The following is a 21,666-nucleotide window of genomic DNA, read 5'->3' as shown; positions in this document are numbered from 1 at the left end:
GCTGAAACAGACCCACCGGCAGCGGGGGCGGCGACCTTTGCAGCGGGCCGGGGCGTGGAGGACGAAAGCTGCGCGGCAGCCTCCTCTTCGATGGCCGAAGACGGGAAAGGGGCCGGTTTGGTTGTTTCACTCACAGGTGCCAGCCTAGTTGCCATGACAGACAATTTCACGCCGGGTGCTTTCGCCGAAGAGCTTGCAGCCGCCGGAATTCCCGACCACATGCACGGCTGGCTGGGGAGGTTTGGCGTCGGCGCCTTGGTGGTCAAGATGGGCATCCATTTCCTGGAGATGGGCCCGGAACGCACCGTTGCCACCATGCCCGTGGAGGGGAACACGCAGGTGGCAGGAATCCTGCATGGCGGGGCGCATGTGGTGCTGGCGGAGACGTTGGGCTCGTTCGCTGCGGGAATGCATGCGGGGCCAGGCCGGCACGCCGTAGGCATTGAGGTCAACGCGACCCACCACCGGTCCATCGCGAAGGGCCTGGTCACGGGTACCTGCACGGCGATCCATCTGGGGCGCACGCTGGCCACCCATGAGATCGTCATGACCGACGGCCAGGGACGGCGCCTGTCAACGGCACGGATCACCAACATGCTCAGGGACAACGCCGGCTGACGCGGCGGGCGTCAGGGCTGCGGACTTGTCCTTCCGGGCATCAGGTAGCGCAGCTCGACGATCCCCCTGCCCAGGGTGCTGGAGGCAGCCAACTCAAGCGGCGGCGTCGGGCCTTTCATCGGCAACAGCCGCTTCCCGCCGCCCAGCACCACCGGTATGACGGAGAGGATGATCTCATCCAGCAGCCCGGCGTCCGCGAACTGGGCGGCCAGGTTGCCGCCGCCCACCACCCAGATATTGCGGTCCGCGGCAGCGCTGCGGAAGTCCGTGACGAATTCCTGGATGTCGCCGCGGACGAACGTGATGTCCGCCCCGTCCGGGGCACGGTATTCGTGATGCGTGAAGACGTAGCTGGGCGTACCGGTGTAGGGCCACTTGCCGGGCTCATGTTCCATTAGCCAGGCGTAGGTTTCCCCGCCCATGACGATGCAGCCCACACCGGCCATAAACCCGTTGTAACTCTCTGCACCGCCCTCGAAGCCGTCGAACTGCAGGAGCCAGCCGAGGTCGTCGGTGGAGGTGGCGATGAAGCCATCTATGGACGCGGCCACAAAGTATTGGATGCGCGGCATGGCCCCAGCCTAGACAAGCGCCCCGGCCCAGCCAAGGGGCCAATCCCATCCAACAGCCCCGCACCTGCCCAGGCTGGACGGCCCGGAGCTGCTACTTGGAGAAGTACGGAATGATCAGGTACAGGCCCACCAGGACGGCCAGGCCGCACAGGCCGAAGCAGGCGTAGGCGAAGGAGCGCTTCAGGCCCGGAGAGGTCTGTTCCGCGTCACCGGCGATGGCCGTCAGCCGGACGCCGAGGGAGTAAAGGGTGACCACTGTTGCGGAAGCTATCAGGGTGGCGCCGGCAACGGCCAGGAGTTCCAACCACTTCATCGCCGATTCTCCTTGGGGTCGTTGGCTTTTGCATCGGCCTTGGCTTTTGCCTTGGCTTCGGCCCGGGCGCGGGCCATGGCCTTCTTCTTGGCGAACCGGACGGCCTGGCCGGCTTCCTCCACCTCGACGGCATTCTGGTGGCTCACCGAGGACTTGCGTGAGTAGAAGAACATGAAGAGCACTGCGCCGGTGCCGGCGATGGCGGCAATGAGGACGCCCACGACGCCTGTCATGACCAGCAGGGCGGTCAGGGCACCGACGATCCCGGCGGCCGGCAGGGTGAAGAGCCAGCCCAGGGCGATCTTGCCCACCATGTTCCAGCGGACTGTGGTTCCGCGGCGTCCCATTCCGGAGCCGATGACGGAACCGGAAGCCACCTGGGTGGTGGAAAGGGCGAAGCCCAGGTGGGATGAGGCGAGAATGGCTGAGGCTGTGCTGGACTCGGCTGCGAAACCCTGGGCGGGCTTGACCTCGGTCAGACCCGAACCCATGGTGCGGATGATCCGCCAGCCGCCGGCGTAGGTGCCGATGGCGATGGCCAGGGCGCAGGCGGTGATGACCCAGAGCTGCGGACCGGATCCGGGCGTCTGGGTTCCGGCGGCGATCAGGACCAGCGTGATGATGCCCATGGTCTTCTGGGCGTCATTGGTGCCGTGCGCCAGTGCCACAAGGCTGGACGTGAAGATCTGTCCGGTGCGGAAACCACCGCGCTTCTGGGTGAGCTTGCTGCCCGTCTCGGGGTCATGGCGTGAGGTGAGGGCGTAGGCAAGGCGTGTGCACACGTATGCGGCAAGGCCTGCAATAACCGGGGCGAAGATGGCCGGCAGAATGACCTTCTGCAGCAGCGTCTCAAGATTGACGGAGCTGAACCCGGCACCGACGATTGCGGCGCCGATCAATCCGCCGAACAGGGCGTGGGAAGAGCTGGACGGCAACCCCTTCAGCCACGTGATCATGTTCCACAGCACGGCTCCCATGAGACCGGCGAAGATGATCTCGGGAGTGATCTGGACACCGCCGGATCCCTCACGGATGATGCCGCCGGATACCGTCTTGGCCACCTCGGTGGAAAGGAAGGCGCCCACCAGGTTCAGGACGGCTGCCAGGGCCACCGCGGTTTTCGGTTTGATGGCGCCGGTCGCGATGGGCGTTGCCATGGCGTTCGCGGTGTCGTGGAAGCCGTTCGTGAAGTCGAAAAATAGTGCCAGTGCGATGACCAGCGCCACCATGAAGGTGATATCCACCTGTTGCCCAATCTGCAGAGTCGACGTTCAGCAGTTTCTCTTACCCGGCTGCCTTGCACAGCATAGTTCACCAGCTGTTTGCTTGGAATGACTTGCGGCGACGGCACAACCGGCGGGAAACCTTATCGATCGTACGCGTCCCGGGCATGAGGTCAAAACACGGACCGGGACAGGAAAGAGCGGAGCAGGCCCAGTTCTGCGGGCGTGATTCCCTGGCGCGGATGCGGTGACACCGTGAGGATGCGCCTGCCCAGGAAACGCGCCCATGATTGTGCTTCAGCCTCGAAGCCCAGCTGGTCGTCCACCCATGCGACGGCGTCGGGCCCGGTATTTTCGACGTCCTCCTGGATGGCCCGGAGCTTCCACCAGCCGGTCCCGCCGGCCGCCCCGTCCGCGGCAAGGTATGGCCAGCTGCTGCCTTTAATTCCGACGGCGGGGCAAAGGTATTGGGGCGCCAGCTCCTCCCAGCTGGTAAGCCAGACACAACGCAGCCCGGGCGTCAGGGCAAGGGAGTTGAGCCCGGCCACGAGTTCGGCGGCGAAAGTCACGGGCAGCAGTCCAGCGTCGGCGTGCTGCCAGGCGGACCCCCAGCCGGTGGTTCCGCCCGGGCCGAATGGACAGACCACGCCGTCGACATCCAGATAAAGCGTCCGCCCCACGCTGCACCTAAAAGGCTTCAGCCCTGGTGGAACTGCGGCGGCCTGGAGCCGGCACCCAGTTGCGGGGCTATTTTTTCCTCAAGGGCCGCAACGGTGGCGTCCGGCAGGACGATGAGCCCGTCCAGTTCGCGGCGTGCCCGCTTGTAGGCTGCCTGCCGTTCGGCCGGGGTAGCCGCGTGGTTCTCCGCAATCATCAGGAGTTTCCGCGCAGTGGCCAGCCGTTCGCGTTCGGGTCCGCTGAACGTGCTGTCCCTGATTCGCCTGGCTTCACGCTCGGCCACGTCCAGGGCCACCGCGAAGTTGTTGACCGCCTGCCGGTATGCGTCCAGGCCGGACAGCGATGTCAGGTGTTCGGCGGAAGGGGGGCGTTGCCCGTCGGCTTCCCGTTTGGCGCGCAGGAAGGCCACCGTGAGCGGTTCCCGCACGTCCGTCATCATGGGAAAATCGATGAGCTTGCCCACGTCGAGCTCATAATCAAGCCATCGCCGGTTGCTGGCGTCGTGGGTGTCCATCAGTGACTGCACCTCGGCCACCGATGCCCTTTCGGCTTCTCGTGCCTGGTTCCGGAGGTTGTCCAGTTCAGCCCTGCGCCGGTACCTGCGTTCGGCGCCGCGCCGCCAGCCGCCCGCCCAGCGGCCGGCCAGCGCCATCAGTGGGAACACCATCCACCATTTGTCGGACAGGAACTCCATAAGGGGCCTCACGCATTAATCCTCCCAGCCCGGAGGCCCGGCCTCAAGGCAAAGCGCAGATCCAGGCGGGCGGCCGGGAGGCAGGGCCCTGCCAAGCCGCAGGCCCCTCGCCGCTCAAGGTGCCGGCGCGGGCTGGGCCGCGTTGACGTTGACCAGCCACGCGACGCCGTACCGGTCGGTGCACATGCCAAAGACGTCACCCCACGGTGACTGTTCCATGGGGACAGTCACCGCTCCCCCATCAGCGGTCAACTTTTCGTAGTAGCCGCGCAGCTCCACCTCGTCATCACCGCTAACGGAGATGGAAATTGCGGAACCCGGGTGGTACTCCATGCTGTCGGGGGTGTCAGCGCCCATGATCACCAGGCCCTGGGTGGTGGTCAGCATGCCGTGCATGATCTTTTCCGCTTCCGCCGGATCCTCGCTGGCCTGGAAGTCGCCAAAAGTACTGAGTGTCAGCTCGCCGCCGAACACCGACTGGTAGAAGTTCATTGCCTCACGGGCATTGTCCCTGAAACTGATGTAGGGGTTGAGGATCGTTGGCATGGGGAGCTCTCCTTCACAGGGGCCGGAACTGCGCCGGCCGGAACGTGGGCAGACAACATCCTGCCCCATCCCGCGGCAACCCGGTAGGGGAAGTCTCCCCTGTTCACCCCGTATTTCAGGACGCCTGCCGTGGGCATATGGTGCGGCGGGGCGCGCGGGAACGTAGGCTCGGGGACATGGCCAGATTCTTTGACGTTCATCCCCAGGACCCCCAGCCGCGCGCCATCTCGCAGGCGGTGAACATCATCCGGGACGGCGGCCTGATCGCCTACCCCACGGATTCCTGCTACGCGTTAGGAGCGCAGATGGGCAACCGGGAGGCCCTGGACCGGATCAGGAGCATCCGGCACCTGGACGACAAGCACCACTTCACCCTGGTCTGCCGGGATTTCGCGCAGCTGGGCCAGTTCGTGAACATCGGCAATGATGTCTTCCGCAGCATCAAGGCCGTTACTCCGGGCAGCTATACCTTCATCCTGCCTGCCACCAGGGAGGTTCCCAAGCGCCTTCTCCACCCGAAGAAAAAGACTGTCGGAGTGCGGATTCCTGACAACCGCGTTGTCCAGGCGCTCCTGGCCGAACTGGGCGAGCCGCTGCTGTCCAGCACGCTGCTGCTGCCGGATGAGGAAGAGCCGCTGACTGTTGGCTGGGAGATCAAGGAGCGGCTGGACCACCAGGTGGACGCCGTGATCGATGCCGGAGACTGCGGCGCCGAGCCCACCACCGTGGTCGACTTCTCCAGCGGGGTGGCCGAGGTTGTCCGGCGCGGCATGGGCGATCCGTCCCGCTTCGAATAGCCCGCCCGCCTGCCCTGTCCGGGTCCGGGCCCCGGCTGGCCGTCACGGGGCACTTTGCGGCCGGCCGCCGTCGGGAATCACGACGACGGCCGGCGTGTCCGCGCCAAAGTGCCCCTTGTTGGGGCGCAATGGTGAGTCCTGCTTGGCTCAGTCCTGTTAGGTTCAGTCCTGTTTGCGGGCCCGGCTGGGCTGGACCCGGGGCGGCTCGCCCGGCATCTTCGGGTAGTCCGGTGGAAAAGGCATTTCCCCCAGGCCGGCTTTGCAGTCGCGGTCCCACCACTCCAGCAGGGTGTCGATGGTGCCCGGATGGGCGCTGAAATCCGCCCAGGGGTCCCCCACGGTCTTCAAGCGTTCGGGAACCGTCAGGATGGTGAAGTTCTTTGGATCGGCGTTCTCCAGCTCCTCCCACGTGATGGGGCAGGACACGGGAGCGTGAGGCAGCGCGCGGGGGCTGTAGGCGCCGGCGATGGTGCGGTCGCGGTTGGCCTGGTTGAAGTCCAGGAACACCCGCCGGCCGCGTTCTTCCTTCCACCATGCTGTGGTCACCTTGTCCGGGATGCGGCGCTCCACTTCCCTTGCCGCCGCGATCACTGCATGCCGGACGTCGAGGAACTCGCGCGTTGCTTCGATGGGTGCATAGACATGGAGTCCGCGGTTTCCGGAGGTCTTGATGAAGCAGGCCAGACCCGCCTCGGCCAGGACATCCTTAAGCACCAGCGCGGCGGGGACGGCGTCGTCGAAGTCGGTTCCCGGCTGCGGGTCAAGATCGATGCGCAGCTGGTCCGGGTTGTCCGTGTTTTCCGCCCGGGACGGCCAGGGGTGGAACACCACGGTGTTCATCTGCGCGGCCCAGACGGCTGCAGCAGGCTCGTCGAACACCAATTGCGGGTGTGACCGTGCGCTGGGGTAGACGACCTTAACGGAGCGGATGAAATCCGGCGTGCCCTTGGGCGGATTCTTGGAGAAGAACTGCTCACCCTCGATGGTGCCGGAGAACCTCTGCAGCGACACGGGCCGGTCCCCGTTGGCGGCGATGAACGCGTCCCCCACGTCGCAGATGTAGTTGACCAGGTCCAGCTTGGTAAGGCCCAGGTCCGGCCAGAGGACGCGGCTGGGACTGGAAATGCGCATGTCACGCGGCCCGTTGGGACCCTGCACTGTGATGGTGGTCTGTTCGCTCGCCATGGGGACAACGTACACCCAGCCACGGGCAGGAACCGGAACATCATGCCTGACTCCCGCGGACCAGGCAGGACTCCGGCATGATGGTTCCATGCCCGCAGCCGATCAGCAGTTCACCGTCACCGTTGGTGACACCACCTTTTCCGCCGCGTATGCCCGCCCCGCAGATCCCACCGCCACTGTGGTGGTGGCACACGGTGCGGGTGCAGGGATGGATCATCCGTTCCTCCGCGGATTCACTGATGCCCTGAACGGCCTGGGACTGGCCACGCTCCGCTTCAACTTTCCGTACCGTGAGGCAGGGCGGAAATTCCCTGACCGCCCTCCGGCCGCCATCGCCGCCTGGCGGGCTGCCATGGATACGGCCCGCGCCCGGGGCCGATGCGAACGGTGACAGCGGCCCGGTCTGGGCGGCGGGCAAGTCGTTCGGCGGCAGGATGGCGTCCATGGCTGTCGCCGACGGAATGGAGGCCTCCGGCCTGGTGTATCTGGGCTACCCCCTGCATGCCCCCGGAAAGCCGGAAAAGCTGCGTGATGAGCACCTGTACGGAATCACTACACCGATGCTGTTCCTGCAGGGAACCCGCGACACCTTTGCAACGCCCGGCATCCTGGCGGACGTCGTGGCCCGGATCGGGCCCAACGCCGTGCTGCAGTGGGTGGAGGGTGGTGACCACTCGTTCGCGGTGGCGGGGAAGAAGCGGGACGCCGATGAGGTGGGTGCGTCCCTGGCAGCCCCCGTGGCAGTGTTCATCGCAGCGCAGGCATCGAGTCGCTAGGCAGCGTCCTCGTGCCACCAGCCTTCCCAGGCAGCCGAGGTGAGCCGGCCTTCCGGAAATGAGCCCGTATCGCTGGTGCGGAAAGCAGCGGCGTCGCTGCGGTGCCCGTCCAGCAGGAGGTTGAGGCTGTTCAAGAGAAACATGGCGTACGTCCTTCCGTAGGTGGATGCGGACTGCGTCGTCCGCGTGGGAATGAGCCTAGGCCAGCGATGTTTCAGCACGTCGACAGGACGTTTCGGCCGTGTATCGGACTTTTCACTCCCGGGTCCAGCCACTGGGAAGAACGCCTATTTGCGCTGCTTGGTGCGTGCCGTGGCGGGGGCCGACAAAGGGTCCTCCGGCCACGGATGCCTGGGGTAGCGGCCCCGCATTTCCGCACGCACCTGCGTGTACGGGCCGGACCAGAACGAGGTCAGGTCATCCGTCACGGCGAGGGGCCGGCGCGCCGGGGACAGCAGGTGGAACAGGACCGGAACACGGCCGCCCACCAGTTTTGGGGACTCAGCCAGCCCGAAGCACTCCTGCAGTTTCACCGCAACCACGGGCGCTGCGGCGTCGTCCCCTGGTTCCGGATAGTCGATCCTGACCCGGGAACCGCTGGGGACCTTAAGGTTCTCCGGCGCAAGCTCGTCCAGCCGCCCAGCCTCGGGCCAGGGCAGCAGCCGGTGCAAAGGGTGCGCCAGGTCAACCGAGGTGACCGGTTTCCCGGCGGCAAGGTCCCCCAGCTCGGGTCCCAGCCACTCTTCCAGCCGGTCCAGCAGCACCACGTCCGACACATCAGGCCAAGGCGCTCCCAACTCCCGGTGCAGGAAGGCGAGGCGGCGCCGGAAGGACGCCGCCGCCGTCGACCATGACAAGACTGCAAGTCCGCCGGACTGCAGCGCAGCCGCCACCGCCCTCCTGCCCTGTCCAGCGCTGGGCCGCACTGGTGTGGTGGAAAGCACGATCGATCCCAGCCGCCTGGTCCTGCGCGCGCTGAGCCGGCCTCCAGTGAATCCCGCGTCCACGGTATCAGTCAGCAGATGCGATGCCGCCGTTTCGGCAATGCCAAGGGAAATGGGGGCGGCGGCACGGATGACGGCGCCGGTGCCGGCCGCGTCCCTGCCTTCCGCCCGGGTTACGTCGGCCACGGCGATCCACTCATGGCCTGACAGGGTGCTGCCCACCGGCAGGCCTGCCCTGGTCCCGGAGGACAGCAGGTACTGTTCCGCGCCGTCGCTGCCGGGGGCACGGCGGGCCACGCGGTCAGGAAAGGCGAGGGCGACGACGGCCCCAACAGCATCGCCTCCAGTGGCGGGAAGGGCGGGAACTGCCGCCGCGCCGTCCTGTTGCCGCCGTGCCAGTGCGGCCAGCCGTCTCGACTCCTCCGCCCACCGCTTTCCCGCCGCGCCTGTGTCGCCACGGAGCTGGGCCAGAAGGCGGGGCAGGTCCGCTCCGGGCGCCCGGTGGTCCCCGGACAGTGCGGCCACCACGTCGGCAGCAAACTGGTGGCCGGTGGCGGTGCCGCCGTCGAGCAAAGCTCTTGCAAGCCGCGGATCGGCGGGGATGCGGGCGAGGGCCCGGCCAGCTGCCGTCACCAAGCCTGCATCGGTGACGGCGCCCAGCTCCCGGAGCACCTCCACTGCGTCGTCCATGGCCTGGCGCGGCGGCGGGTCTGGCAAGGCGATCCCGTTCCCACCGGGTGCGCCCCAGCAGGCGAGGACCAGGGCGGCGCCGGTCAGGTCCGCCACGTTGATTTCCGGCGTTACGTGAGCGGGAGCCGCTCCATAGGCCTGCGGGGAATAGCAGCGCACCACGGTTCCCGGACCCTGCCGCGCGGCGCGCCCTGCGCGCTGGTCTGCGGAGGCCCGTGAGCAGGAGACGGTAACCAATCCGCTCATGCCCCGGCCGGCGTCCCGCCGCGGTTCCCGGGCCAGACCGGAGTCGATGACCAGCCGGACGCCGGGCACTGTGAGGGAAGACTCGGCAAGATCCGTGGAGACGATGATCCGCGGAAGAGCCCCGGGACCGCGCCCCGACACTGCCCTGTCCTGCTCCGCCGGGCCCACCTGGCCGTGAAGTTCCAGCACGTCCACCTGGCTGCCCACCCGACTGCGCAGCGTGGCTGCAACCTGGGAAACCTCCCTGGCACCCGGCAGGAACACGAGTGCGTCCACGGACCTGTCGGCAGCAAGAGCATGGACATGGGCGTCCGCGGCGGTGGCGGCGACGTGGTCCAGGAAGGCGCGCGCCACACCCCTTGCATCCAGCCGCGGGGTGGGCGCCGGCAAGCATTGCACTTCCAGCGGATGGTTTACGGAAGGGCAGTCGACGACGGGTGCGGGGCCGCCGCCGTCGGCTTCCCCCAGCAGGGCGGCGAACCGGGGTGCGTCCAAGGTTGCGGACATGGCGACGACGGCGAGGTCACCCCGCAGCGCACGAACCTCCGCAATCATGCCGAGCAGAAGGTCCGTTTCCAGGCCGCGCTCGTGCACCTCATCCAGGACGACGGCGGAAGTGCCTTCCAGCCCGGGGTCTGCCAGCAGGCGGCGCAACAGGATCCCCGGGGTGACAAATTCGATCAGGGTGTCCGGGCCGGCCTGGCGTTCCCCGCGAACCGTGTACCCCACGCGCCCTGGCGGCCGGCTGCCATCGAGTGTTGAGAGGCGCCGGGCGGCGGCACGGGCGGCAACCCGCCGCGGCTGGGTGACCACCACCCGGCCCCGCCGGCCGTAAAGATTGGCCAGCAACGGCGGAACGAGCGTGGTTTTGCCCGTCCCCGGCGGTGCCTGCACCACGGCCGCGCCCGGCGAACCAGCGCTTTCCAGCGCGTTCCGCAGTACGGAAAGGGATCCTTCGAAGGCAAGTCCGGCTCCGATGGCGCCAAGGTCAAAGGCGCCGGCACCGGGGCGGACGTCAGGAGAAATCATCCGTCCATTCTGCCCTGACCGGGACGTTGTCCATTGCTGTGGTCAGGACTTGCCCGGACCCTTGCCCTTGCCTTTGGCTTCCTTCGCAGCCTCCGCCCGCTCCTGGCCCGGAGCTTCCGGGGCGGACTCTCCGGGCGCGGGGGCGGCCGGCGCCGGCGCGACGGCAGGGACGGCCGGTTCCACGGGAGCAACCTGGTCCTGCCCGGTGCCGGCGAGGGCAGGGACGGGCGTGACGGCGTCGGGCGCTGCGACAGGGGGCGCCGCCGCGGAGGCTGCCGCGACCTGTGTAGCCAGATCAGTCCGGACGGCCGACAGTGCGTTCTCGATGCTGCGGTACCGCGACGCGGAGAGCCGGCCATTGGCTGCCGCATCCCCCAGGTCCTTCTCGAGGGCATGCAGGGCGGCCAGCGCCCCGTCCATCCTGTTCTCGGCCGCGGCCTGGCTGATGCTCAGCACCCGGATCTGGAAACCCCGCAGGACGTTTTCGTCAGCATCGCCCGAACGGATGCCGGCTGCACCCCCAACCAGCGCAGCCGCAACAAGGGCGCAGCACAGGACGATCAGCGCGCGGGCTCCCGGACGGCCCTGCGGCACGGACTGCGCCGCGCCGGCCGCCACGGGCTGCACTTGTTCCATTGGTGGCTGCACCTTAAGCGGCATGCCGGCCCCGCAGCGGGGCGGTGCGGGCAGTCCGGACAGGGAGAACAGTCACAGGAGCGTACTCAGCTTCCGGGGGTGCCACGGGAGCGGTCCGCGCAGGCGAGGCGGGCCGGGCCAGGAGAAGCCGAAGGCCGGTTCGCAGGGCGGTGGCGATTAGCAGGCCGATGCCCACACCCAGGAGGACGTGGCCGGCGAGATGGTGCTGTGCCGCTCCCACGCCCCGGTCCGCCGCCACCGCAGCGCCCCCAACGGTCAGCATCAGTGACAGGGCCGTCCCGAAAATTGCGCCCATAGCTCCTGCTCCAATCCCATTTAATCAGCAAGCTTACTAGTAATGCTCAGCAAGCTTACTACTTGACGGGCCCAAGGCAAGCGTTCGACGAATTCCGGGCTGCTGACGGACCGCCACATCGTGGTGAAGTGCGTGGCCGAAGGCGGCGACCCGCGCAGTGCCAAGGCCGGCAACCTGGCCGAAGGCAAGCCGGTCACCATTGGAACCGACGACTCCGTTGAGGAAGCGATCCGCAATGACCGGCTTCTCCTGTTCCGGCTCAGCCTGCCGCTTCGAGCAGGCGTTCCGCCGGGCGGAGGCCGGCGTACCCGCCTTTGAAGAACACCAGCGGCTCCGCGTCGTTCCGGGCATCGAGGTGGCGTACCGCTGCCACCACGATGGTGTGGTCGCCGCCGTCGTACTCTTCATGGAGCTCGCAGTCGATCCAGGCGAGCGCGTCATCCAGCACGGGATTCCCCAGCGGTGAGCGGGCATGGCTGACGCCCGCGAACTTATCCGTGCCAGAACGGGCGAACTGCCCCGCCAGGTGCTGGTGTTCCGCCGGGAGGATGTTCACGGTAAACGAGCCTGCCCTTCGCAGCGCGGGCCAGGTGGTTGATGTGCGGGCCGGGCTGAACGTGACCAGCGCCGGCTCCAGCGACAGGGACGCGAAGGACTGGCAGGTGAAGCCGGCGGGCCCGTCCGCAGTGGTCGCCGTAATGACCGTCAAGCCGCTGGCAAATGTTCCAAAAATATCCCGAAGCCGGCGCGGAGCAAGATCTGAAGTGACTGACATGGAAAGTGGCCTCTCATCTGGATCGTTACCTCACCAAACCATCAGCGATTCAACTCCTTCAAGCCGCCTGAAATGTGCCGACCCGGGACGCAACGAATTGTCACGCCCGTACTTTCGGCGTCATGGGCGCCCCGCTGTGCGGGGCGGGATTGTCGTTGTTTGACGCAACAGAATGAGGTGTCCGGTGATCAGGACGGCCCCGCAGGCTGCTGCTGCAGGTCCAGGGCGGCGAGCAGGCGGCGGACCGAGCCGCCCAGGTTCCAGTCGGCGGCCAGCTGCTCCAGTTCCGCCCGCCGGTCCCCCGTCACGGGCTGCAGGCGGGCGCCCGCTTCTTCAAGGGTGGGCAGCTCCAGGTTACGCACCAGCCGGACGACGGCGGGGGCTGCTTCCAGGTAGGCGGCGGCTGCTGAGAGTTTGGCCCGGACAGGCGCGGATACGCCCGTGCCCGGCTCCTCCGCGGCGGCCAGCAGGCGTTCGAGGGTTCCATATTTCAGCAGCAGGGACGCGGCCGTCTTCTCTCCGATCCCGGCCACGCCGGGCAAGCCGTCGGAGGCGTCTCCCCGGAGGGTGGCATAGTCTGCGTACTGCTGGGGCAGGACCTTGTACTTGGCCACCACCGTTTCTTCCGTGATGACTTCGAGGTTCTTCATGCCGCGGGCGGTGTAGATCACCCGGACGGCCCGCTCGTCGTCGCATACCTGGAACAGGTCGCGGTCGCCTGTAACCACGTCCACCGGGAAGCCGGCATGGCTCGCGTAGGTGCCTACGACGTCGTCGGCCTCGTGGTGCGCCGCGCCCACAATGGCGATCCCGGCCAACTCCAGTACGCGGCGGATCATGGGCAGCTGGGCCTGGAGGCCCTCGGGCACCACTTCGACGTCGGTCCCGCCCGGAACTGCTTCGTCCACACGGTGGGCTTTGTAGGTGGGGAGCAAGTCCACCCGCCATTGCGGACGCCAGTCATCGTCCCAGCAGGCCACCAGGTGGGTGGCATGGTAGTCGGTGCTGAGCCGGGCGATCATGTCCAGCAACCCGCGGACGGCGTTGACCGGGGTGCCGTCGGGACGGCGGATGGTGTCCGGCAGGCCGTAGAAGGCGCGGAAGTACAGGGAGGCAGTGTCGAGCAGCATGAGGCGCTGGGGCATACCTTGATCCTGACATGGAAATGGCCGGCGGGGCAGCAGCCGGACCCGGCGCCGTGGCGGCTGGAAGGACCGCATGGTGACTTCCAGCCCCGGCAGGCCGCGGCCGGCCTCTATTAAGGTCCTGCAGACTGCCCCTGGCACATCCCCATGATCGGGTTGCTGACCGACCGCGATCGACCGCCGTGTTGTCGTTGACCCTCCGAAGCCCGTACGTAACGATAACGGGATGACATCCAGTATCGAAGGCAGGGAATTCGGGCATGGCTCGCCGGAAACCATCAACGACAACGGCGCGTGGTGCTGGTTCCAGGACGAGCGGGCCCTGGTGGACCCCGTCAACAAGACGCTGTTGGTGGGTTCCGTAGCCGCTCCGGAGGGCCCGGACGGCGAGCGCCGCGGCGGCAACATTGAAGTCGCCGTCCTGGACCTGGCCTCCGGGAGCAGCACAGTCCACGTCCTGCACCACAGGCTGGAGCCTGACGACCATGATGCCCCGGCGCTGCTGGTCAGGCCGGACGGCCGCTACCTTGCTATGTACGCCAGGCACAAGACTGACAACTACTCCCGCTGGCGGATCTCCGTCCGGCCCCACGACGCCTCCGAATGGGGCCCCGAGGAGCGCTTCGACTGGACGGAGCTGGCCGCAGGGCGCGGCGCAACGTATTCCAACCTGCACCGGCTGAACGCGGAGTCGCGCGTGTACAACTTTGTCCGGGCCATCAACGACGATCCCACCCTGATGGTCTCCGGGGACGGCGGCAGTACCTGGAGTTTCGGCGGCAAGCTCTTCAGCCGGCCCAAAGTGGGCTATGTCAACGGCTACACCCGCTACTACGGCAACGGCACCGACCGCATTGACCTCATCACCACCGACCACCACCCGCGTGACTACAACAACAGCATTTATCACGGCTACATCCGGGACAATGCGCTGCACGACGCCGAAGGGCGGGTGGTGGGCAAGCCGCTGATTGGCTCACCCGGCGTCGACCAGGCCTCCCTGACCACCATCTTCGAAGCCGGCACCGAACTGGACGGGGACGTCCTCACCCACGGCTGGACGGTTGACCTGCGGGGGCGGGATGGACACCTGGCCGCGATCATCAGTTGCCGGGCCAACGACGTCAACGGCGCCCTTGAACGCGAGCAGATGCTCGACGTCGATGATCACCGCCTGCTGTACGCGCGCTTCGACGGAACGCGCTGGCGGCTGAACCATCTCGCCGTCGCGGGGCCCGGCCTGCTCCCCCACGAGCAGGACTACACCGGGCTGGGGGCGGTGGACCCCTACGATTTGGACCGGGTGTACATTTCCACTCCGGTGGATCCCCGGACCGGCAGCACCACGGCACATTACGAAATCTACCGCGGCTGCACCCGGGATGAAGGCGCGTCGTGGGAGTGGGAGGCAATAACGGCGAACTCAGCGGTGGACAACCTCCGCCCCATCGTTCCGCCGGGGGACTCTTCCGTCCACGCCGTCTGCTGGTTCCGGGGCATCATGCGTTCGTCCCAGGCGTATGAAACGGAAGTGGTGGTGCTGCGCTGAGCAGTCACCACCCGGTGTCAGGGCTGCTCGCCGAGCGGCGGGCGGTCTATCACGCGGGGAATGTACTCGAGCAGCTGGAGGCGTCCGTCGAAGATCCTGCTGTCCACCAGATCCAGGGCGACGTCCGGGTAGCCGTCGTAGATCCGTTCGCGTCCCGTGCGCCCGGTGATCAGGGGGAAGACCACCAGGCGGAACCGGTCCACGAGGTTTGCTGCGACCAGGGAACGGCAGAGGCTGAGGCTGCCGAGTGTACTCAAGGGCCCGGGATGGGTCTGTTTCATCTGCCTGACGGCCTGGACCGCGTCCCCGGCAACCAGTTCGGAGTTCGGCCACCGGAGGGGTGCTTTCAGGGTGGAGGAGAACACCACCTTGGGAACGGCGGCAAGGCCTGTCAAGGTGGAGCTTTCGTCCTGCGAGTATCCTGTGCCTCCGGCGGCAGCGTCCTCTGACATCCCTGACATGAGGCGGTAGGTGTTCGCCCCCAGCAGGAACGTATAGTCCTTCCCGGCCTCCTGCTGGAGCCAGGCCAGGTATTCCGGACCCTCAAGGCCCCACCAGCCCGGCCACCCCTCACCGGACGCGAAGCCGTCCAGGGTGATGATCAGGTCCACCATCAGCTGGCTCATGGCGCCCATGCTATTCCCGGCCCTGGCGCCCGGCAAGGGACCGGTCAGAACCAGTCGCCGTCGGCGTAGGCGCTGCGGACGTGCGCACGCAGGTACTCCCCCACCACGGCTGCCCCAAGGTCGCCCACCTCCGGCGCCACCACCCGGCCGTCCACCCGCCGCGCCATCCGCTGGATGAACCGCTCCAGGCCGGGGTCGTTGCCCAGCCGGAAGAATGTGGTCTGGACACCGGACCGGCCCAGGCGGTCCAGTTCGGCAATGGTGGCACGGATGGTCTCCGCATCCGGCGGCCAGTTGAACCAGGAGTCCCCATCCGGCAACAGGTGCGCGGTGGGCTCGCCATCGGTGACTACCAGCAGGACGGGCTGCATGGATGGATGGCTTCGGAAGAAACGGCCCGCCAGCAGCAAACCATGGTGCAGGTTGGTGCCCTGCTCGCGGAGCGCCGGCAGGGCAGTGAGTTCGGCGATGTCCATGGACTGCGCGTAGCGGCCGAAGGTGATCAGCTGCAGCCGGTCGCCGCGGAAGCGTGTGGAGACCAGGTGGTGCAGTGCGAGCGCGGTCCGCTTCATCGGAACCCACCGCCCCTCGGCAGCCATGGAGAAGGACACGTCCACCAGCAGGGCAACCGCCGCCTGCGTGCGTGCCTCCGTCTCCGCCACTTCGATGTCGCCGACGGCGAGGCGCAGTCCGCGGCCCGGGTCACCGCCGTCGGCCATGATGCGCCGGATGGCGTTGGTCATGGTGCGGGTGACGTCCCAGGGCTCGCGGTCACCGAACTCCCACTGCCGGCTTGAGCCCGTCTGTTCCCCGGCGGCCCCCGCCATTCTGGTGTCCCGGTTTCCCTGCCGCCCGGAGAGCTGCCTTGCGGTATCCCGGAGCAGTGATTTCCCCAGCCGCCGCATGGCCTGCGGAGACAGCCGCAGGTCGCCATCGGTGCCGCGGCGCAGGTAGCCGCCGTCCTGCATGGCGCGCTCGATTTCGGCGAGGGTACGGGCGCTCACGGCGGCGTTTTCACCGAGCTGGCGTGCCAGGGCATCGAGGTCCAGGTCATCAAGCCGGGAGCCGTTGTAGGACTGGGAGAGTTGCTCGGACAGTTCGTCGAGCTCGGCGATGTCCTGCAGCACACCGGTCCCGTCACCCAGCCCCAGGCCCTCCTTCCCTTCGAAGCGTTCCGATCCCGTCCAGTCCTCGCCGGGACGCAGTGCCTGCAGGGTGGCGTCCAGCTCACTGAGCTGCGCCATCAGTTCCGGCGAGCCGAATGCCTGGGCGGACAACCGCATCAGCTCGTCACGCTGCTCAGGGGACATGGACTGCAGGAGCCGCTGGGCCGCCGCGGCGCGCTGGGCCAGGGCATCCACCAATTCCTCCACGGATTGCGGATTCTCCGGAAAGTACTGGCCATGCCTGGCCATGAACTCCTGGAAGTCGGCGTCCGTGTCTTCGCCCCGCCGGTGTTTGCCCAGCAGCTCATTGAGGTCCCGAAGCATCGCGTTCACTGCTTCGCGGTCCTCATCGGTGGCGCTCTCCAGCGCCTGCTTCATGCCGGCGAAACGCTGTTCAAGGACCTCCCGGCCCAGCAGGTCCTTGATCCGGTCGTACGCTTCCCTCGCGGTTTGCGACTGCCAGTCGTAGGACGCAAGCTCGTTGACGGCCGCCGCCGTGGAGGGCGGGAGGTTCTGCAGCTGCATCTCCCGGAAGGCGCGGTCCGTGTCATCCATCATGGCGTCCCGGGCCAGCTGCTTGCGTTCCTCCAGCACGGCGGTGTCCAGGAGTTTCTTCACTTCATCCAGGGTGCCGTCCAGCCGGTGGCGGCTGAGCAGGTCACGCCGCCGCTCCTGGACGCGCCGGGCGAGGTCGTCCAGCCCGTCGCGGTCCCGCCCGCCGCGCCGCAGGAACTCCTGGAGGGCATGGCGCGGCGAGTAGCCTGCCATCACGTCTTCGGCGACGGCGTCAAGCGCCTCGGCCAGGTCAACCGGCGGGGCCAGCGGGTCCGGGCCGCCGGTGTACCGGCCGTACCTGGCGGACCGCTTGTGGATGGCCATGGTGCCTCCTGAGGCTAGCCGTAAATGGTTTCCTCGTCGTCGGATTCCTTGGAGATCCGACGGCCGAGGTACAGGCCTTCGAGCGCCAGTTCGACGGCGGCTGCGAGCTGTCCGTCATTTGTGGCGCCCAGGCGCCGCCCAATTTCGTCGTAGAGGCCCGAGCCGTTCAGGGACGGGAGGTTGCCCAGGAACTCCTGCGCGGTCACCTGTTCCCCGGTGGTGACGGTCCGGTGCCCGTCGAGGGCGGCCACGAGCGGGCCCATGTCCAGGCCCTGGAAGTGCGCCCTGACAGCTTCGGCGGTGGCGGTGCGCAGGAGGTGGTCGAGGACGCCCTGTTCGCGTCCTTCCTCGCCCGATTCGAACTCGATTTTGCCCGTCAGGACTTCCACGGCCGGCTCGAGGTCGATAATCCGGGCCACCGCCTGCTCCTCGCCCCGCAGGCTTGCCCGGCGCAGCGCAGCGGCGGCCACCGTCTCAGCCCCGGCGATGGCGAATCGGGCGGAAACGCCGGAAGTCTGGTTGATGGCCGGGGACTGCCGCAGCGCGCGGGTGTAGCGGGCCAGGATCTCCAGGATGAAGGGCGGGACGTCCGCCACCAGCCGGCCCTCCTGCAGGATGACGGAGACCTCGTCCTCCAGTTCGATCGGGTAGTGGGTCCGGATCTCCGCACCAAAGCGGTCCTTCAGCGGCGTGATGATGCGGCCGCGGTTGGTGTAGTCCTCCGGGTTCGCGGACGCGACAACCAGCACGTCCAACGGCAGCCGCAGCACGTAGCCGCGGATCTGGATGTCCCGTTCCTCCATGACGTTGAGCATCGCCACCTGGATGCGCTCGGCAAGGTCCGGGAGCTCGTTGATGGCGATGATGCCGCGGTTGGAGCGGGGAATGAGCCCGTAGTGGATGGTCTCGGGATCTCCCAGGCGGCGGCCCTCGGCCACCCGCATCGGATCGACGTCGCCCACCAGGTCGGCCACCGACGTGTCCGGCGTGGCCAGCTTTTCCACGTATCGCTCGGACCGGTGCCGCCAGGCGATGCGCAGCCGGTCGCCCTCGGTCAGGACCCGGGCACGTGACTGTTCGGTCATCGGTTCGAAGGGGTGCTCGTTCAGCTCAGAGCCCTCGATGACGGGAGACCACTCATCCAGCAGCCCGGCCAGGGTCCGCAGCAGGCGGGTCTTGCCCTGTCCCCGCTCACCAAGCAGGACGATGTCGTGTCCGGCGATGAGGGCCCGCTCGAGCTGCGGGATCACAGTCCGGCTGAAGCCGAACAAACCGGGCCAGGGGTCCCGCCCCGCGGCCAGGGCGGCGAGCAGATTGTGGCGGATTTCGTGGCGCAGGTCCTTGTGGACATACCCTGCGGCACGCAGTTCACCAACGGTAAAAATATCGGGGCGGTCAGTCACCCCTCTACGGTAAGCCCCGCCCTGCGGCTAATCGAGAGATTCCTCCAGATTCCTCTGTTCGGCGATTATTCCGGTCCGGATGGGTTGGGTCCAACCAGCGGGCACCGGCACCCTCACTGGGCGTCGGGATGTCCCTGCGCGGCGGCCGCCGCAGGGGCCGCCTGTTCAAGGTGGGCGCCGATGTGCTCCAGCAGGTAGTGCTGTCCCAGCACGGTGGGGTGGTCGCCGTCCGGGCCGATGAGATCGTCAAAATCATCGCTGATCCAGCCCTCGGCGATGGGGTCCACGAACTCACCGCCCGCCTGCCGGGCAGCGGCCCTGAGCTGGTCGCTGATGTCCACCAGGGCGGGATCGGGGGTTTCAGAGTACGACGGCGGGCCCACCACAATGAGCTTCGCTGCCGGCGCCAAGGCTTCCGCACGGTCCATCGCCGCCAAGGCGGCGTCACCAATATCTGCGGGCGCATGGCCCAGGTCATTCTCCGACCCGAAAAAGACGACGATGCCGGTATCCGGGGTCACGAAGCTTTCAACCTCGGTGCCGAAAGTACCGTCAAGGTCACCGGTGCTGAGGTAACCGCTGCCGTTCTCGGCGGCATTAACCACCTCCAGGCCGGCGCCCAGCGGGTCTTTGCGCAGTAACGCCGGCCACGCCTGCTGGGGCGACGTGCCGTGGCCGGTGCTCAGCGAGTCCCCCACAACCACAACGCGGACCGGAGGTGCGGCTGTGACCGGTGGCTGTGTCTGGGCGGTACTCCCTGACGTTACGGCCAGGACCAGGCCAACCGCACCCGCAGCTATTACCCGGCGGGGAAGCCGGTGCACGGGATGGCCCTGCGGCAGCACGCCGTGATGCATCGGTCCACCTCCTGCCTGCACGTCGTCACGGGACGGATGGCGGCGGCTGCGCGCCGCCATCCGTCCTCTGTCCGTGTCCCATCGTAGGCAATGGTGGGAATACTGTAGGGCCAAGGTGACCAGGATCAAAGGATGCACAGCCACTGCACAGGAACTTTAGGGGCGTTAGGTACCCCCGGTGCGCGCGCCAACTGGGCATCCGCTTTACGCGGTTGCCTGCGGGCTACGCTTTACCTGTGTATCGGCAAACCATCGGGTGGGACCCCGCAACCAGCCTTTCCGAGCAGGCACCCGGCGTCTATTTGGCGGAAGGGTCGGCCTCCAACTGGATTGTGGTCCGGGACGGGAAGGGGTTCATCCTCGTTGACAGCGGTTATCCCGGTGACCGCCGCCACGTCCTTGCCTCGCTCCGCTACCTGGGCCTGGAACCCGCGGACGCCTTGGCCCTGCTGGTCACGCACGGCCACGTGGACCATACGGGCTCCGCGGCCTTCTTCTCCGAGTCCTATGGAACCCCGGTCCTGTGCGCCCCCGGTGAGCTGGCGCACGTGCAGGGGAAGGAAAAGCACCAGGTCACCCTGGGGCAGGTCCTCATCCGGGCGTGGCGGCCGCGGGTGTTCCGCTGGATGGTGCACGCCATCAGGGCGGGCGCATTGGCGGCAAGGCCCGCCACGCGGGCGGAGGCGTGGGACGCCGCCACGCTCCGGGCCCTGCCTGGCAGGCCTGTGGCCATCTCCGTACCCGGACATACGCCCGGCAATGCGGCAATCCTGCTTCCGGAAGCCGGCGCCATCGCCGTCGGTGATTCGTTTGTCAGCGGCCACCCGATCAGCCGGACGTCCGGTCCGCAGATGCTGCATCCGATGTATCACGCAGATCCGGGCGCGGCGCTCGCCGCAGTGCGGAACCTGGCCGGCGTCGACGCCTCGGTTGTCCTGCCGGGCCATGGGCCTGCCCTGCGCATCGCGCTGGCCGAGGCGGCAGGCAGAGTGACCGGCCGGCCGCGGACACGTTCCCGCGCATCCCGGCGAACCCGCCGCACCGGGCTCAAGGGCGCAAGCTAGAACTTTCCGTAGCGGGCCCGGGCCATGGAATACACGCCGTAACAAATGAGCCCGGCGGCGATGGCGGCCAGGAGGAACACTCCGTACGGCTGCGCTCCGAGGGTCTTCAGCCCGCCATCCAGCCCGGAGGACTTGGACGGATCGGCGGTTGCGGCGGCCACGATGATCAGCACACCGACGACGGCGAGCACTACGCCCTTCGCGGCGTAGCCGATGGTTCCGATCCATTCCACGGCTGTCCGGGCCTCGCCGGGGTCCTGCAGGTCTTTCATGAATTTCCGCGTGATGCCGCGATAGGCGTAATAGCCTCCGGCGCCGATGATTGCCAGCCCCACCGCGATCAACAGCACCACCCCTGCAGGCGCTCCCATCAGCTTTGCAGTGAAATCGCTGGCGGACTGGCTGGAGTTCTTGCTGCCGCCGGAGGCAAAGACGGCAAAGGTGAAGGCCAGGAACCCGAAGACAACAGCTTTGCCCACGGCGTTGGCGGCCTTTTTCAGCTTCTTCTTGGAGTCAGGCTCTGAGCGGGCCCCAAAAACGGCTTCGCTCAGCATCCACAGGGCAAGCGCAGCGCAGGCAACAGCTCCCACCCAAAGCAGGATCCCGCCGCCAGGTTTGGACGCCAGGGCTCCGATTGCTCCCGACTGGTCGGCTTCACCGCCCTGGCCCCTGTCCAGCTGCAATGCGATGACGCCGACCAGGATGTGGACCAGGCCGATGAAGACAAATCCGGTGCGGGCCAGAATACGGACCGCGGGGCTGCGGCTCGCCGATGCGGCCTCGGATACTGCCCTGTTCGCTCCCTGCGACGCGTTGCCCATGGCCGGCCCTTCCACTTTATGCAGTTGATCTCTCGGTCCCCCGGGCGGGGTCTCGTGCATGCCGGCCCCGCGGGATGATTCAGTGTAAATCCGTCCGCGCCCTCCCGACAGATCCCCC

General features: G+C 67.4%; 22 protein-coding genes and 1 pseudogene. 5 read left to right on the top strand and 18 right to left on the bottom strand.

Going from position 1 to position 21,666, the window contains the following annotated elements; all coding sequences use genetic code 11:
* Window positions 1–153: 153 nt before the first annotated feature.
* Complete coding sequence (locus tag ASG86_RS10635; RefSeq protein ID WP_082566757.1) at window positions 154–618, top strand: hotdog fold thioesterase; 465 nt, start codon at window positions 154–156, stop codon at window positions 616–618.
* 11 nt (window positions 619–629) lie between these two features.
* Here the strand turns inward: ASG86_RS10635 and ASG86_RS10630 are convergent, their stop codons facing one another.
* The 6 genes from ASG86_RS10630 to ASG86_RS10605 all read right to left on the bottom strand — a co-directional run bounded on the left by ASG86_RS10630 (window position 630) and on the right by ASG86_RS10605 (window position 4,644).
* Window positions 630–1,190, bottom strand: a complete 561-nt coding sequence (locus ASG86_RS10630) for a dihydrofolate reductase family protein (protein ID WP_056333625.1) — start codon at window positions 1,188–1,190, stop codon at window positions 630–632.
* Between the two features lie 91 nt (window positions 1,191–1,281).
* Window positions 1,282–1,503: a hypothetical protein gene (locus tag ASG86_RS10625; protein ID WP_056333622.1), complete on the bottom strand. Its 222-nt coding sequence runs from the start codon at window positions 1,501–1,503 to the stop codon at window positions 1,282–1,284.
* Window positions 1,500–2,747 (bottom strand): inorganic phosphate transporter, encoded by a 1,248-nt coding sequence (locus tag ASG86_RS10620; protein WP_056333619.1) that lies wholly within the window; start codon window positions 2,745–2,747, stop codon window positions 1,500–1,502. The genes ASG86_RS10625 and ASG86_RS10620 overlap by 4 nt, the downstream gene beginning before the upstream one ends.
* Window positions 2,748–2,899: 152 nt before the next feature.
* Entirely contained in the window at window positions 2,900–3,406 is a 507-nt protein-coding gene (locus ASG86_RS10615) for an HAD domain-containing protein (protein WP_056333617.1), read from the bottom strand.
* Window positions 3,407–3,423: 17 nt separating this feature from the next.
* Complete coding sequence (locus tag ASG86_RS10610; RefSeq protein ID WP_056333614.1) at window positions 3,424–4,110, bottom strand: hypothetical protein; 687 nt, start codon at window positions 4,108–4,110, stop codon at window positions 3,424–3,426.
* A 102-nt stretch (window positions 4,111–4,212) separates the two neighbouring features.
* Complete coding sequence (locus tag ASG86_RS10605; RefSeq protein WP_056333611.1) at window positions 4,213–4,644, bottom strand: VOC family protein; 432 nt, start codon at window positions 4,642–4,644, stop codon at window positions 4,213–4,215.
* Window positions 4,645–4,820: 176 nt separating this feature from the next.
* Between ASG86_RS10605 and ASG86_RS10600 the strand changes: the two genes are divergently transcribed.
* The gene (locus ASG86_RS10600) at window positions 4,821–5,441 is read left to right on the top strand and encodes an L-threonylcarbamoyladenylate synthase (protein WP_056333608.1); all 621 of its coding nucleotides are present in this window, start codon (window positions 4,821–4,823) and stop codon (window positions 5,439–5,441) included.
* 162 nt (window positions 5,442–5,603) lie between these two features.
* Here the strand turns inward: ASG86_RS10600 and ligD are convergent, their stop codons facing one another.
* Window positions 5,604–6,626, bottom strand: a complete 1,023-nt coding sequence (gene ligD, locus ASG86_RS10595) for a non-homologous end-joining DNA ligase (RefSeq protein ID WP_200946245.1) — start codon at window positions 6,624–6,626, stop codon at window positions 5,604–5,606.
* A gap of 88 nt (window positions 6,627–6,714) precedes the next feature.
* On the opposite strand from ligD, the pseudogene ASG86_RS10590 reads away from it, so the two are divergent.
* A pseudogene (locus tag ASG86_RS10590) lies at window positions 6,715–7,402 on the top strand (alpha/beta hydrolase family protein).
* On the opposite strand, the gene ASG86_RS20775 reads toward ASG86_RS10590, so the two are convergent.
* From ASG86_RS20775 to ASG86_RS10560, 6 genes are all read right to left on the bottom strand, one after another.
* On the bottom strand, window positions 7,399–7,545 hold the full coding sequence (locus ASG86_RS20775; protein WP_200946243.1) for a hypothetical protein: 147 nt from the start codon (window positions 7,543–7,545) through the stop codon (window positions 7,399–7,401). The pseudogene ASG86_RS10590 and the gene ASG86_RS20775 sit on opposite strands and share 4 nt — an antisense overlap.
* A gap of 144 nt (window positions 7,546–7,689) precedes the next feature.
* Window positions 7,690–10,311, bottom strand: a complete 2,622-nt coding sequence (gene hrpB / locus ASG86_RS10585; RefSeq protein ID WP_056333605.1) for an ATP-dependent helicase HrpB — start codon at window positions 10,309–10,311, stop codon at window positions 7,690–7,692.
* A gap of 42 nt (window positions 10,312–10,353) precedes the next feature.
* Window positions 10,354–10,947 (bottom strand): hypothetical protein, encoded by a 594-nt coding sequence (locus tag ASG86_RS10580; protein WP_235565160.1) that lies wholly within the window; start codon window positions 10,945–10,947, stop codon window positions 10,354–10,356.
* Between the two features lie 13 nt (window positions 10,948–10,960).
* Window positions 10,961–11,263, bottom strand: a complete 303-nt coding sequence (locus tag ASG86_RS10575; protein WP_056333599.1) for a hypothetical protein — start codon at window positions 11,261–11,263, stop codon at window positions 10,961–10,963.
* Between the two features lie 259 nt (window positions 11,264–11,522).
* The gene (locus ASG86_RS10565; RefSeq protein WP_056333594.1) at window positions 11,523–12,038 is read right to left on the bottom strand and encodes a flavin reductase family protein; all 516 of its coding nucleotides are present in this window, start codon (window positions 12,036–12,038) and stop codon (window positions 11,523–11,525) included.
* A gap of 188 nt (window positions 12,039–12,226) precedes the next feature.
* Window positions 12,227–13,183, bottom strand: coding sequence for a 5'-3' exonuclease (locus ASG86_RS10560; protein ID WP_056333592.1), 957 nt, complete (start codon window positions 13,181–13,183; stop codon window positions 12,227–12,229).
* Between the two features lie 226 nt (window positions 13,184–13,409).
* Here ASG86_RS10560 and ASG86_RS10555 point away from each other — a divergent pair, with 226 nt between their 5' ends.
* Window positions 13,410–14,732, top strand: coding sequence for a BNR-4 repeat-containing protein (locus ASG86_RS10555; protein WP_056333590.1), 1,323 nt, complete (start codon window positions 13,410–13,412; stop codon window positions 14,730–14,732).
* 17 nt (window positions 14,733–14,749) lie between these two features.
* Here the strand turns inward: ASG86_RS10555 and ASG86_RS10550 are convergent, their stop codons facing one another.
* The 4 genes from ASG86_RS10550 to ASG86_RS10535 form a co-directional block, all read right to left on the bottom strand.
* Window positions 14,750–15,367, bottom strand: coding sequence for a dihydrofolate reductase family protein (locus ASG86_RS10550; protein WP_442854299.1), 618 nt, complete (start codon window positions 15,365–15,367; stop codon window positions 14,750–14,752).
* A 35-nt stretch (window positions 15,368–15,402) separates the two neighbouring features.
* Entirely contained in the window at window positions 15,403–17,403 is a 2,001-nt protein-coding gene (locus ASG86_RS10545; protein WP_056333587.1) for a vWA domain-containing protein, read from the bottom strand.
* A 14-nt stretch (window positions 17,404–17,417) separates the two neighbouring features.
* A complete protein-coding gene (locus tag ASG86_RS10540) occupies window positions 17,418–18,806 on the bottom strand; it encodes a sigma 54-interacting transcriptional regulator (RefSeq protein WP_056333584.1) in 1,389 nt (462 codons plus the stop codon).
* A gap of 113 nt (window positions 18,807–18,919) precedes the next feature.
* Window positions 18,920–19,663 (bottom strand): SGNH/GDSL hydrolase family protein, encoded by a 744-nt coding sequence (locus ASG86_RS10535; RefSeq protein ID WP_056333580.1) that lies wholly within the window; start codon window positions 19,661–19,663, stop codon window positions 18,920–18,922.
* Between the two features lie 236 nt (window positions 19,664–19,899).
* Here ASG86_RS10535 and ASG86_RS10530 point away from each other — a divergent pair, with 236 nt between their 5' ends.
* Window positions 19,900–20,727 carry an MBL fold metallo-hydrolase gene (locus ASG86_RS10530; RefSeq protein WP_082566756.1) on the top strand — a complete coding sequence of 276 codons (828 nt, stop codon included), beginning with the start codon at window positions 19,900–19,902 and terminating at the stop codon, window positions 20,725–20,727.
* Here the strand turns inward: ASG86_RS10530 and ASG86_RS10525 are convergent.
* Complete coding sequence (locus tag ASG86_RS10525) at window positions 20,724–21,548, bottom strand: DUF1206 domain-containing protein (protein ID WP_056333577.1); 825 nt, start codon at window positions 21,546–21,548, stop codon at window positions 20,724–20,726. The genes ASG86_RS10530 and ASG86_RS10525 overlap by 4 nt on opposite strands.
* Window positions 21,549–21,666: the final 118 nt, after the last annotated feature.

Source organism: Arthrobacter sp. Soil764, assembly GCF_001428075.1.
Taxonomy (GTDB): Bacteria; Actinomycetota; Actinomycetes; order Actinomycetales; family Micrococcaceae; genus Arthrobacter.
This window is presented reverse-complemented; position numbering and strand designations above follow the sequence as displayed.

What these genes read in the sequence shown, in the direction of transcription:
- ASG86_RS10635 (WP_082566757.1), top strand. Translation starts at nt 154, where the DNA reads ATGACAGACAATTTCACGCCGGGTGCTTTCGCCGAAGAGCTTGCAGCC.
- ASG86_RS10630 (WP_056333625.1), bottom strand. Translation starts at nt 1,190, where the DNA reads ATGCCGCGCATCCAATACTTTGTGGCCGCGTCCATAGATGGCTTCATC.
- ASG86_RS10625 (WP_056333622.1), bottom strand. Translation starts at nt 1,503, where the DNA reads ATGAAGTGGTTGGAACTCCTGGCCGTTGCCGGCGCCACCCTGATAGCT.
- ASG86_RS10605 (WP_056333611.1), bottom strand. Translation starts at nt 4,644, where the DNA reads ATGCCAACGATCCTCAACCCCTACATCAGTTTCAGGGACAATGCCCGT.
- ASG86_RS10600 (WP_056333608.1), top strand. Translation starts at nt 4,821, where the DNA reads ATGGCCAGATTCTTTGACGTTCATCCCCAGGACCCCCAGCCGCGCGCC.
- ligD (WP_200946245.1), bottom strand. Translation starts at nt 6,626, where the DNA reads ATGGCGAGCGAACAGACCACCATCACAGTGCAGGGTCCCAACGGGCCG.
- ASG86_RS20775 (WP_200946243.1), bottom strand. Translation starts at nt 7,545, where the DNA reads ATGTTTCTCTTGAACAGCCTCAACCTCCTGCTGGACGGGCACCGCAGC.
- hrpB (WP_056333605.1), bottom strand. Translation starts at nt 10,311, where the DNA reads ATGATTTCTCCTGACGTCCGCCCCGGTGCCGGCGCCTTTGACCTTGGC.
- ASG86_RS10580 (WP_235565160.1), bottom strand. Translation starts at nt 10,947, where the DNA reads ATGGAACAAGTGCAGCCCGTGGCGGCCGGCGCGGCGCAGTCCGTGCCG.
- ASG86_RS10575 (WP_056333599.1), bottom strand. Translation starts at nt 11,263, where the DNA reads ATGGGCGCAATTTTCGGGACGGCCCTGTCACTGATGCTGACCGTTGGG.
- ASG86_RS10565 (WP_056333594.1), bottom strand. Translation starts at nt 12,038, where the DNA reads ATGTCAGTCACTTCAGATCTTGCTCCGCGCCGGCTTCGGGATATTTTT.
- ASG86_RS10560 (WP_056333592.1), bottom strand. Translation starts at nt 13,183, where the DNA reads ATGCCCCAGCGCCTCATGCTGCTCGACACTGCCTCCCTGTACTTCCGC.
- ASG86_RS10555 (WP_056333590.1), top strand. Translation starts at nt 13,410, where the DNA reads ATGACATCCAGTATCGAAGGCAGGGAATTCGGGCATGGCTCGCCGGAA.
- ASG86_RS10550 (WP_442854299.1), bottom strand. Translation starts at nt 15,367, where the DNA reads ATGGGCGCCATGAGCCAGCTGATGGTGGACCTGATCATCACCCTGGAC.
- ASG86_RS10545 (WP_056333587.1), bottom strand. Translation starts at nt 17,403, where the DNA reads ATGGCCATCCACAAGCGGTCCGCCAGGTACGGCCGGTACACCGGCGGC.
- ASG86_RS10535 (WP_056333580.1), bottom strand. Translation starts at nt 19,663, where the DNA reads ATGCATCACGGCGTGCTGCCGCAGGGCCATCCCGTGCACCGGCTTCCC.
- ASG86_RS10525 (WP_056333577.1), bottom strand. Translation starts at nt 21,548, where the DNA reads ATGGGCAACGCGTCGCAGGGAGCGAACAGGGCAGTATCCGAGGCCGCA.